Here is a 13,685-nt window from a genome sequence, read left to right on the forward strand (position 1 = left end):
ATGTCAAATAACAGAAAAGAATCACAATTAACCATGAAAAATACTTGGACATTGACAGAAGCGCAGCGAAGAGTATGGTATATGGAACTGCTCAATCCCAATACGACCGTTGCCACTTTGAACAGTTTGCTCACCTTGCAGGGAACGATTATCGAAGAGAAGATCATAGAGGGCATACAGATGCTGGCTTCCCGGCACGATTCCCTTCGGGCGCGCTTAAAACAGATGGATGGTCAGGAGCCGCAAATTTATGTTGTTCCTTTCGAACCGTTCCATGTTGATGCGATTGATGTGAGAGAGGAAGGATCCGAAGCATGGCAAGAGATCGTCGATTTGCGTTCGCGCCAGCCCTTCACTCTATTTGATTCGCCATTGTTTGAATTTACGTTGTTCCGGACTGGAGAGCTGGAGGCCCAATTGTTTTTGAAAATTCACCACGTGATTGCTGACGGTTATTCCTTGAACCTGCTAGGCAACGAAATCATTCAAACTTATATGTCCTTGTTACGCAATGAGGAGCTTCCGATGGAACCAGCGCCCTCTTTTACAGAACTGCTTGCTAGTGAGGACAGCTATCTTGCATCTTCCCGCTTCCTCAAAGATAAGGCATACTGGGACAAAGAATTCAGTTCACTGCCGCCAATCACAAGTTTGGTTTTTTCCGAACGCGCAGCCCAGACTGTCACCAGCGCAGCCGCTTACAGCCAATACCAGCTTCCCTCATCCGCATGCAAAGACATTCACCAATTCTGCGAAAAACATCAAGTCTCTGCCTTCAATTTGTTTGTAACGGCTCTATGCCTGTATCTCGCGCGAATTTGCGGAGAAGAAGAAGTTGTGCTGGGAACCATGTATGCCAACAGAACGTCCGTTGAGCAGAAATCGATGGTGGGCATGCTCGTCAGCACAACGCCTTTTCGCTTGCGCGTGGATGCTTCTTTGTCTTTCGCCGATCTCTTAAAGCAGGTGAAAATGAAGCAGGGCGAACTGATTCGGCATCAGAAATATCCTTACAATCGAATCATTCCGGAGCTCCGCGAGCAATTTGGTTTTACGGGATCCTTGCTGCCCATTTTTTTTAATTATCATCCGTTGGCATGGGACACTTTTCCGGAAGATGCTCCCATACAATATGAAACGCTGCCTCTCGGAAATGGTCATCAGGATAATGAATTAACGGTACATATCCGTGAAAATGTAAAAACCGGTGAGATGGCCATTCAAATCGATTATTTGACCGATTTGTTCGCAGCGGAAGACATGGACCGCCTGTTTGCCAGATTGATGCATGTTCTTCGGGAAGGAATGGCCGCGCCTATGCAGGCGGCAGAACAATTGAATGTTGTGCCGCCGGAAGAACGCCGCGAGATCCTTCAAGCCTTTAGCATGGGACAAAATATCGAGCAGCAGCCTGACGGTCTGCTGCACGAGCTGTTCGAGGAACAGGCTGCGAAGACGCCGGAACGGATGGCTGTTCTATCGGGACTGGACGGATCGTCACTGACCTACGGCCAATTGAATGAACGCGCGAACAAGCTGGCCCGTACCCTGAGCAATCTGGGGATTGGGATGGGCCAACCCGTGGCGATTCTCGGGGAACGGTCGCCGAGAATCGTAACGGCCGTTCTTGCTGTCCTTAAGGCGGGAGGGGCCTTCGTACCCTTGGATCACTCTTTGCCTTCCGACCGGCTGGCTTATATGTTGGCGGATAGCGGAGCCAGCATTTTGTTGACGGTTGATTCTATTGGCTTTGCTCTGCCTGATGGATGCACGGTCATAGACTTGAGGCAGGAGGAATGCTATGCCGATGATGCCTCGAATTTACACCTTCACTGCCGCCCGGATCAGCTTGCTTATCTCATTTATACGTCAGGGACAACGGGAACACCGAAAGGAGTTATGGTGGAACACCATAGCTGGATGCAGACGGCTTGGGCATGGCGTCAAGAGTACAAGCTGGAAGAGATGGAGGTCCGGCTTCTGCAACTGGCCAGCTTCTCATTTGACGTATTTGCCGGCGATCTGGCCAGAACACTGCTGAATGGGGGAGTGATGGTCTTCTGCCCGGATGAGGTCCGGCTCCAACTGCCCCGGCTTCATCAGATGATTGTCGAATACGGCATTACGCTGTTGGAGTCGACGCCTGCTCTGCTGGTGCCGCTCATGGACTACATTTACGAACACCGCGTGAGCACCGGACGGCTGGAACTGCTCATCCTGGGCTCGGACCGTCTTGCGGCTGAAGACTTCCGGCGGCTGTACCGGCGGTTTGGCTCCGGCATGCGTATCCTCAATAGCTACGGGGTGACGGAGGCATGCATCGATGCGTCTTACTATGAAGTGGAACAGGGGAGTCAGCCGCCTAAGGAAGGGAATGTGCCGATTGGCAGGCCGCTTCCCCATGTCAAGCTGTATGTGCTGGGCCGGGGCGGAACCCTGCAGCCGGTAGGCGTGCCCGGAGAACTGTGTATCGGAGGAGAAGGAGTAGCCAGGGGCTACCTGAATAGGCCGGAGATGTCGAGCGAGCGCTTTGCCGAAGATCCTTATGCGGCTGGCGGACGGATCTACCGCACGGGAGACCAAGCCTGCTGGCTGCCGGATGGAAATTTGCAATTTCTCGGCCGGATGGACGATCAACTCAGTATCCGCGGATACCGGGTCGAGCCGGGAGAGATTGAAGCGCAATTGTTGCAGTTCGTGGGCATCCGTGAGGCAGTGGTTGCCGTAATGCCCGATGTGCAGGGAGATTCTGTGCTTTGTGCATATTACACGGGCGAGGCCGCATTGGAGATCGCGGAAATGCGGGCATCCCTGTCTTCGATGCTGCCAGACTACATGATGCCATCCGTATATATGAAGCTGGAGCGGCTTCCCTTGACGCCGAATGGCAAAGTGGACCGTAAAGCTTTGCCGAAACCCGATACGCTTGCATCCCGCAAAGAATACATTCGTCCAACCACAGACGCCGAGCAGAAAATGGCGTTACTGTGGCAAGAGGTCCTGAATAAGGACTCCGTGGGACTCCATGACAATTTCTTTGAGCTCGGGGGCCATTCGCTTAAAGCGATGACGCTGCTGACGCGCATACATCAGGAGTTCCAGTCCGAGATCGGCTTGCGCGACATCTTTCAGACAACGAACCTGAAGACACTGACCCAAGCAGTCACTTCGGCAGCCGGACGCGCCTATGAGGCTCTCCTTCCGGCATCGGAGCAGGCTTATTATCCGCTGTCGTCGGCGCAAAAGCGGTTGTATCTGCTGCAGCAGCTGGATGAGGCAGGTCTTAGTTACAATATGCCGGCCGTGTTCCAACTGGAAGGACCATTGGATAAGGCGCGTCTCGAAGCGGCATTGCAGGCGCTGATTACCCGTCATGAAGCGCTGCGCACCTCGTTTACGGTCGCGGGCGGCGAGCCGATGCAGCAGGTCCACCGCCAGGTCTCTTTTTCCGTCTCCCGCGAGGAAGCGGAAGAAGGGCAAGCGGATAAGCAGATCCGGGCATTCATCCGCCCGTTTGATCTCGGCGTGGCTCCGCTGCTGCGCACGAAGGTGATTCAACTCGGGGATGAACGCCATCTGCTCTTGTTCGATATGCATCATATTATCTCGGACGGAATTTCCGTTCAAATCCTAACGGAAGAAATGGCCGCCTTGTATGCCGGAGAAGAACTGAACCCGCTGCGGCTGCAATATAAAGACTATGCGGTATGGCAGCAGGAATACAGGCAGTCGCAGGCCTATGCGAAGCAGGAAGCGTATTGGCTTAAGGAACTGGCCGGCGATCTGCCGGTGCTGAATCTGCCGGCTGATTACCCGCGCCCTGCGATGCGCAGCATCGAGGGTGGCCGGGCGGACTTCGAACTGGAAGGCGAGTTGGCGGAGCGTGTCCGCAAGTTGGCACAGGAGAGCGGCAGTACGGTGTACATGGTGCTGCTGGCCGTATATAGCACGCTGCTGTCGCGCCTTAGCGGGCAGGAGGAGCTCATCATCGGAACGCCGGTGGCGGGCCGGCCGCACGCCGATCTGGAAGGTATGCTCGGGATGTTCGTGAATACATTGGCGCTGCGCATGCATCCGGCAAGAAAGAAAAGCTTTGCAGCCTACTTGCAGGAAGTGAAGCAGACGGCGCTCGGAGCATTCGAGCACGGGGACTATCCGTTCGAGGAGCTGGTGGAACAGGTCGTGCGCCAGCGCGATACGAGCCGCAATCCGCTTTTCGACGCGATGCTCGTGCTGCAAAATACCGAACAGGCGGCGTTAGAGTTTCCGGGTCTAAGTCTTTCTTCCTATCCATTTGACTATATTGCGTCTAAGTTCGATTTGACGCTCACCGTTATGGAGCAGGCCGAGGGCTTTTCCTTTAGTTGGGAATATGCCGCAGCCTTGTTCAGTCGCGACACGATAGAGCGGTGGACCGGCTGCTTCCTGGAGCTCCTGCGCCAAGCCGTAGAATCTCCGGACTCTCGATTGGGTGAGTATATCTTGGTAACCGGTCAGGAAAGAAAATTATTGCTTGAACAATTGGCCGGAACGAAGGCAGATTATCGCCCTGAGGCAACGGTGCTCACTCTGTTCGAGGAGCAGGTTGCCCGCACTCCTGATCTGCCGGCGGTTATTTTTGGAGACGAGGAGCTAAGTTACCGTGAACTGAACGAGCGGGCGGAGCAGCTGGGAGCTGTGCTTCGCGCGCAAGGAGTAGGGGGAGAGAAGATTGCCGCCGTCATGATCCACCGATCTTGCGAAATGGCGGTGGGCATCCTGGCCGTCTTGAAGGCAGGAGGAGCCTACCTCCCGATTGATCCGGCATTCCCGATGGAACGGATTCGTTATATGCTGAGCGACAGTCATCCCCAAGTTCTGCTGACTTCGATCAAGCATCGGCCTCTGGCGGCGGAGGTAGCCAATCACATTCCCGTCCTTTACTTCGAAGGCATCGCGCGCCAAGAAATGGCGGCTGAGAGCCTGAAAAGAACCGCCGCGCCCGCGGATTTGGCATACGTTATTTATACATCAGGCACTACGGGGGCCTCGAAGGGCGTTATGATCGAACATGGGAGCCTTGCCAATACCATTCAATGGAAAGCGAACCGCTACCGGTTTAGCGACGGTGACAAGGCGTTGATGTTGAATCCTTTTATTTTCGACTCATTCGTGACTCACTTTTTTGGACCTCTCGTGTCGGGAGCAGCGGTTGTCTTGTTGAACGATCAAGACAGCAAAGATCCGTCGGCTATTCGCGAGGCTATAGTGAAGCGCCGAATTACCCATATGCAGAGTCCGCCGAGCTTCTATTCGGCCTTGCTGGAGAGCATGAATCCCGATGATTGGCAGACGGTGCGCAGCGCGGTACTGGCTGGCGAAGCCGTTGGAATGGCGCTAATCCGCCGTTTGAAGACGATGAATCCCGACATGGAACTGATGAATGAGTACGGCCCGACCGAAAATACCGTGGTGACGACGGCGATTGAGCTCGTTGAAGAGGAAGCTGTTACAATCGGACGGCCGATCCCCAATACACGGGTATATATTCTTACCTCTCAAGGGCTGCTCACTCCGCTCGGCGTACCGGGCGAGCTGTGCATTGCCGGTTCCGGTGTGGCGCGCGGTTATATCAACCGGCCGCAGTTAACGGCAGACAAGTTCACCTCCGATCCGTTCGTGCCGGGCGAACGAATGTATCGAACCGGAGACTGGGCCCGCTGGTTGCCGAATGGAACTTTGGAATATTTGGGAAGAATCGATCATCAGGTCAAAATTCGCGGCAACCGGATCGAGCTAGGAGAGATTGAGGCCCATCTATTGACGCTTCCCGGCATTAGAGAGGCAGCCGTTACGGTTGTGGAAGAAGCGGACAGCCTCAGTCTGTGCGCTTACTTTGTAGCAGACCGGGATAATCCGGTAAAAGAGCTGCGGACGGCGCTTGGCAAAACGCTGCCGTCTTATATGATTCCCGCTTATTTTATTCCGATGGAGCAGATGCCTCTAACAGCCAACGGCAAATTGAACCGACGGGCACTGCCTTTGCCGGACGGACATTTAGAGAAAGAGAGCAGCTACATCGCCCCGCGGAATCTTGCCGAACAGGAGATGGCAGAGGTGTGGCAGGAGGTGCTTGGCGTCCGTCCGTTAGGCGTGCGGGATGATTTTTTTGAACGAGGCGGACATTCGTTGAAAGGGGCCGTCTTGGTTTCGCGCATCCAAAAGCGATTGCAGGCCGACATCACGCTTCGGGATCTCTTCCGGTATCCGACCGTGGAGACATTGACCGAAGTGATAGCTTCTCGGAAGAATAAAGCATTTCGGGAGCTTGAACCGGCTGATTCCCGGGAACATTATCCGCTTACCTCTGCACAGAAGCGAATGTATGTGCTCCAGCAGCTTGAGGGAGCGGAGCTCAGTTACAACATGCCTGCCGTTCTTCGAATGGAAGGCATGCTGAACCGGATGCTTTTGGAAGCGTCCCTGCAGCGGCTGGTCGATCGTCATGAATCGCTGCGCACTTCCTTTACCATGGCAGACGGAGAGCCGGTGCAGAGAATAGATGATAAAGTAAAGCTTGCAATTGACTACTGTGAAGCGGAAGAAGAGCAGCTTCATTCGATGATCGCAGAATTCATACATCCATTCGATCTCAGTCAGGCGCCGCTGCTGCGCGTGAAAATTGTCCGTGCGGCGAGCAACCTTCACTATGTTCTGTTGGACATGCACCATATTATCTCCGATGGCGTGTCGATGGACATTTTCGTGAAGGAGTTTACGAACCTGTATGCCGGGAAAGAACTGGCCCCGCTGAAGCTGCAGTACAAAGACTATGCGGTGTGGCAGCAGGAATACGTGCTCAGCGATGCTTACCGGGAGCAGGAGAAATATTGGCTCGATCATGTAGCAGGCGAGCTTCCGGTCTTGCAGCTGCCGACCGATTTCGCGCGTCCCGCCCTGCGCAGTTTTGCAGGCGATCGGGTTGATTTCAAGCTGGGAAGAACACTGTCGGAAGCTGTGCAGCAACTGGCGCTGGACAAAGGGGTCACCGTATATATGGTGTTCTTGGCTGCGTACAGTACATTGCTGTCCCGTCTGTCCGGCCATGAGGAGATTATTGTCGGTTCGCCGGTAGCGGGGCGTCCGCATGCGGATCTGTCGGACATGATGGGAATGTTTGTCAACACGCTGGCTTTGCGCACGTTCCCTTCCGGACGAAAATCCTTTGCCGAATACCTAGAGGAAATCAAGCAAACGGCATTGGATGCTTTTGAGCATGGAGACTACCCTTTCGAGGAACTGGTCGACCGTGTTGTCAGCCAGCGGGACATGAGCCGGAATCCGCTGTTCGATGCGGTATTCGTGCTCCAAAACGCGGAAAACTCGCAGTTGGATCTCCCTGGCTTGAAGGTCGAGTCTTGTCCATTTGCCGATACGCAGGCCAAGTTTGACCTCACCTTGATGATAACCGAGAGTGCGGAGGGCTATCACGGCTCGCTGGAGTTCGCTACCGCCTTGTTCACGCGGGAAACCATCGAACGGTGGGCCGGCCATTTGACCGAACTGCTGGATCATGTGGCTTCTGAACCGGATGCGATCCTTGCCGAAACCAGATTAATAAGCGGGGCCGAACAGCTTAGCCAGTTGATGACATACAGCGGTTTGCCTGTCCCAGGCCTGCCTCGAACGACGATTCATCAGCGTTTCGAAGAAATGGCTTGTCTCTATCCGGATCGGACGGCCATCGTGTGTGGCGATCGGCATCTCACTTATGCGGAGTTACAGCTTGAAGCGAGTCATGTGGCCGGCAGACTGCAGAGGGAAGGAATGCGGCCGCGGGCAGCCGTTGCCATTTTGGCGGAGCGCTCGATCGAATTTATCGCGGCGGTCCTGGGAATTCTGCAGGCGGGCGGAGCCTATGTGCCGCTGGATCCGGAAGCGCCCGAGGAGCGACACCTGTATATACTGGGCGACTGCGGCGCGGAGTTCCTGTTGGCTGTGCAGAAGTTCAAAGTGCCGGCGTCTTACCCGGGGACGGTCATTAGGCTTGACGACGGAACTCTTCTAGATGAAGCGTTAGAGGCGCTGGAGCGCGAAGAAGCGCAGGAATGCGGTTCCGATGATCCGGCTTATATCCTGTATACCTCAGGCACCACGGGAAGACCTAAAGGAGTGCTGGTGACGCATGGAAATGTAATCAACTTGGTGAACAACAACGGATATGTGCCGTTCCATGCCAATCACCGCTTCGCTCAGACCGGTTCGGTAAGCTTTGATGCGGCTACGTTCGAAATATTCGGAGCCCTTCTGCATGGAGGGTCCTTGCATCCGGTGGAGAAAGACGTGCTGCTGGACGCGCGCCGGATGGGTCAATTTCTCACGGAGAACGGCATTACGGTCATGTTCTTGACGACATCGCTCTTTCATCATCTGGCCGATGAGGATGCGGGCCTGTTTGCCGGTGTAGAGCATTTGATTATGGGCGGAGAGGTTCTGTCGCCGAAGCACGCTTACGCAGTGAGGGACGCATGTCCGGGACTGACGATCTGGAACGGCTACGGTCCTACCGAAAACACGACTTTCTCGACTTCATTCGCGGTCAAGGAAACAAACGGCAAAAACAGCATCCCGATTGGCCGGCCGCTCGATGGAACGACAGCCTACGTGCTGAGCGCTCAGGGACAGCTGCTTCCGGTCGGTGTGCCCGGGGAATTGTGCCTTGGGGGCGCCGGGGTAGCCGCCGGCTACTGGAATCTGCCTGAGCTTACGCTGGAAAAGTTCAAGCCGGATCCCTTTATTGAAGGCGGGAGGATGTATAAAACAGGAGATTTAGCCCGCTGGCTGCCGGATGGAACGCTTGAATATTGGGGGAGAATCGATCAGCAGGTCAAAATTCGGGGCTATCGGATTGAACTCGGCGAGATCGAAGCGCGCCTGCAGCTTCATGCGGACATTCGCCAAGCGGTTGTAGTGACTTGGACAGAACGGCCGGGAAGCGAGGTTCTGTGCGCTTATTATGTGGGCGGCAAGCGTCTGGAACCGGTCGAATTGAGAAATCACCTGAGCATCGCTTTACCTGAATATATGGTTCCTGCATATTTCGTCCATCTGCCGGAATTGCCGCTTACGAGAAATGGCAAGCTGGATCGGATGGCGCTGCCTGAGCCTAAAGAAGACATGACAGCGGCTTCCCAATATATAGCTCCTCGAACAGCCACTGAAGCCCAGCTTGCTGAGCTCTGGCAGGAGGTATTGCACGTCTCTCAAGTAGGGATCCGTGACAACTTCTTTGAACTCGGAGGCCATTCTCTGAGAGCCATGATATTAGTATCACGTATACATCAGGCGATGAGCATACATATTGCCATCAGGGACGTATTCCGGTTCCCGACCGTTGAAGCCATGGCGCTGACCGTGGATGGGAGAGCTGCAGACGTGTATGAAGGCCTGCAACCTGCCGTGCAGCGGGAATACTACCCCCTGTCCTCCGCACAGAGGAGACTATATATTCTGCAGCAGCTCGAAGGAGCGGAGCGAAGCTACAATATGCCCGCAGCGATGCTCCTCGAGGGACAATTGGACCTTGCAAGATTGGAATTTGCCTTGAAGGAACTGGCAGCACGCCATGAAGTCCTTCGAACCCGCTTTGAGCTCGTAAATGGCGAACCCGTGCAGAAAATTTGCCCGGAGGTTGATTTTGCGCTGTCTTTCCGCGATGCCGGGGAGGTTCAGCTTGAAGAGATCATCCAGGATTTCATTCGTCCTTTCGATCTAAGCCAAGCGCCGCTTCTGCGCATCCAATTGGTAAAGCTGATGGATGTACGGCATCTGTTGTTGTTTGATATGCATCATATCATTTCAGACGGCACATCCATGGGAATTTTCATTAAGGAAATGACATGGCTGTATATGGGCGAGAGTTTGCCGCCGCTGTCCCTTCAATATAAGGATTATGCAGTGTGGCAGAACACAAATGAACATTCCGTGGAGTACAACCGCCACAAAGAATACTGGATGGAACAGCTTGGCGGAGAACTTCCAATCCTCTCCTTGCCGTTTGATTTTACTCGTCCGCTGGTGCAAAGCTTTGAAGGAAGCCACCTGGATTTCATCATTGATGCAGAGTTGACCGGTAAATTGCGCAAGCTCGCCCAGAACACTGGGACTACCTTATTCATGGTGCTGCTTTCAGCATATAGCTTGTTTCTGGCAAGAATATCCGGACAGGATGATATCATTGTCGGAACGCCTGTTGCAGGTCGTCCTCATGCCGATCTGACCAATCTTTTGGGTATGTTCGTGAACACATTGGCCATCCGATCGATGCCGTCCGGGGAGAAAACATTTGCGGATTATCTTGAAGAAGTCAAACAAATTTCCATCGCAGCGTTTGAACACGCGGATTATCCGTTTGAAGAACTCGTCGAGCAGGTGATCCAGCACCGGGATATCAGCCGCAACCCGATCTTTGACGTCCTGTTCGCTTTGCAGAACATGGAACAATCCGAGCTGCAGATGCAGGATGTTGAGGTATCTCCCTATGAACTGGAGAATCCCACTTCGAAATTCGACTTGTCCTTGTTAATCAGCGAACGGGGAGATCAGCTTCATTGCAGCCTGGAGTACGCCACAGCTCTGTTTGAACTTGGCACCATAGAACGTTGGCAAGAAAGTTTCATCCAATTGCTGCGGCATGCGGTTGCTGAACCGGGGATTGCGCTCGGCAAAGCAAATTTGCTGAGTGAACAAGAACGGAATACGCTGGCAACATGGCATGACGGACCTGCCATGGAGCTGCCAAATACAACGCTGCATCAGTTATTCAGAGAACAGGCGGTAAAGACTCCGGACGGCATAGCTTTGGTATTTGGTGAAACAACGCTGACTTATCGTGAGTTGGATCAGCTATCTGATCAAGTCTCGCTTGCTTTGCAGCATCGGAATATAGGCATCGGCAGCATTGTCGGCATCATGGCACGCCGATCTCCATATATGATTATCAGTTTGCTGGGAATTCTTAAAGCAGGGGCAGCCTTGCTTCCTGTGGATCCGTCTTATCCCGCGGACCGGATTGCTTATATGCTTGAGGATTCTCAGGTATCATGCCTGCTCGTCGATTCAGCTCCGATGGACAAGCGCCTTGCGTATGACGGAGAAACGCTGCTCGTCAGCGATATGCTTGCCGTGAACCATGATGTCGGGGTTCCCCGCGAACCGCATGAAGTCACGTTGAACGAAGAGAACGGCCTGCCTGTATATGTCATTTATACTTCAGGAACTACTGGCAATCCCAAAGGAGTCATTCTGAAGCACAGCAACCTTATCAACCTTGTGCTTTATCAGCATAACCATACCTCCATACCCTTTCACAAGAGCGTGCTTCAGTATGCTTCCTACAGCTTTGATGCCAGCTATCAGGAGATTTTCACTACGCTGCTTGCGGGCGGGACGCTCCATGTGGTCGATGAGGAGATGCGTCAGGATCCCTTTGCGCTTTTCCGTTATATCGAGGATCAGGGGATCGAGACGATTTGGCTGCCTACTTCTTTTGTAAAGTTCGTGTGGAATGACCCTGCCTACGAGCCTGTGTGGCCTAACAGCGTGCGTCACATGATAACAGCAGGCGAGGCTCTGGTCGTCGGAAAGTCACTGCAGCGTTATTTGCGCGAGCGGGGGGTGACTCTCCATAATCACTACGGACCTTCAGAGACGCATGTTGCGACTACGTATACGCTCATACCGAAGGACATCATGACCGAGCTTCCTCCAATCGGCAGACCTATCAGCAACTCTTCGATTTATATTTTGGATCCGCTGGGTTGCCCGCAACCGATAGGTGTCGCAGGCGAATTGTACATCGGGGGAGCGTGTGTCGGCGAAGGTTATTTGAACCAGCCTGAACGAACTCGCGAGAAGTTCGTCCCCAATCCGTTCTCTCCCGGCGAACGGATGTACAGGACAGGGGATTTGGCCCGCTGGCTGGCAGATGGGAACATCGAGTATATGGGCCGTATGGATCATCAAGTGAAGATAAGGGGATACAGGATTGAGCTGGGCGAGATCGAAACTCGGCTTCTCGGGGTGAAAGGGATTCGGGAAGCGGCCGTTCTCGTTCTTCGGGACGAGTACGGTAATAATGAGCTGTGCGCCTATATCGCAGGTGAACGCGAGTTTGCGTTTGTTGAACTGCGGGGGGCTCTAGGGACGGTAATGCCGGACTATATGATACCTTCATACTTCGTCCAGCTCGGCCAACTGCCTGTAACACAGAATGGAAAAGTGGACCGCCGGGCGCTGCCGAAGCCGGACGGAGCCAGAGCAGGCAAAAGATATGAGGCTCCGCGAACAAATATGGAAGCCCAGCTCGCGCTGTTGTGGCAGGATGTGCTGGGTGTAGGGCGCGTAGGCATCCATGACAACTTCTTCGAGTTAGGCGGCCATTCTTTGAGGGCGATGACCCTTGCGTCGCGTATTCACCAGACTCTGGATGTGGAAGTTCCATTGCGGCTGTTATTCCAGGCGCCTACGATCGAAGGCTTGGCAGCGGCTCTGGAAGCTGTAACTTGTCAAGCGTATGAAGCGCTGCTGCCTGTGGAGAAGCAGGCGTATTATCCGCTGTCCTCCGCTCAAAAACGGCTGTACTTGCTTCAGCAATTGGAGGGTGCGGGACTCAGCTACAATATGCCGGTGGCGCTGCAGCTCGAAGGAACGCTGGATAAGGTTCGGCTGGAAGCCGCGCTGCAGGCGCTAATCGGCCGCCATGAGTCGCTGCGCACTTCGTTCATCGTCATGGATGGCGAGCCGGTGCAGCAGGTGGAGGAGGATCCGGCCTTCCGTGTGTTCTATGAGGAGTCGGAGGAAGAGGAAGCCGACAATCGAATCCGGGCATTCATCCGCCCGTTCGAACTCGGCCAAGCCCCGCTGCTGCGCACGTCCGTCGTACGTCTCGGCGAAGAGCGGCACCTGCTGCTGTTCGATATGCATCATATTATCTCGGACGGCATGTCGATGAACATTTTTATCGAAGAATTTATGAAGCTGTACGCCGGCGAAGAATTAGAGCCGCTGCGGCTGCAGTACAAAGACTATGCCGTATGGCAGCGGGAATATACTCAGATGCCGGCGTACCACGAGCTGGAAGCTTACTGGCTGGAACAGTTTGCGGGCGAATTGCCGGTGCTGAGCCTGCCGGCCGATTATCCGCGCCGGGTAGTGCGCAGTTTTGAAGGCGGCCAGGTGGACTTCGAACTGGACAGCGAACTGGCGGCGGCGGTGCGCGAGTTGGCCCGCGCGAGCGGCGCTACGGTGTACATGGTGCTGCTGGCAGTATATAGCACGCTGCTGTCGCATCTTAGCGGGCAGGAGGAGCTTATCGTCGGTTCGCCGGTGGCGGGGCGGCCGCACGCCGATCTGGAAGGTATGCTCGGGATGTTCGTGAATACATTGGCGCTGCGCATGTATCCGGCAAGAAAGAAAAGCTTTGATGCCTATTTGCAGGAAGTGAAGCAGACGGCGCTCGGAGCCTTCGAGCACGAGGACTATCCGTTCGAGGAGCTGGTGGAACAGGTCGTGCGCCGGCGCGACACGAGCCGCAATCCGCTTTTCGACGCGATGCTCGTGCTGCAGAACACGGAGCAGGTGAAGCTGGAGCTCCCCGGCGTGCGCCTATCTTCCTATCCGTTCGACTACAGCGCGGCCAAATTCGA

The 13,685-nt window shown here is 54.4% G+C and carries 1 protein-coding gene (running past one end of the window); it reads left to right on the forward strand.

Annotation, left to right across the window (positions count from 1 at the left end; translation table 11 throughout):
• Positions 1-13,685, forward strand: partial view of a non-ribosomal peptide synthase/polyketide synthase gene (locus JSQ80_RS22950; protein ID WP_206096824.1) — the 5' portion only. It continues 27,523 nt past the right edge of the window; only the first 13,685 of its 41,208 coding nucleotides appear in the window; it begins with the start codon at positions 1-3; the stop codon falls past the right edge of the window.

Origin of the sequence: Paenibacillus apiarius, assembly GCF_017052585.1 — a bacterium.
Lineage (GTDB): Bacteria > Bacillota > Bacilli > Paenibacillales > Paenibacillaceae > Paenibacillus_B > Paenibacillus_B apiarius.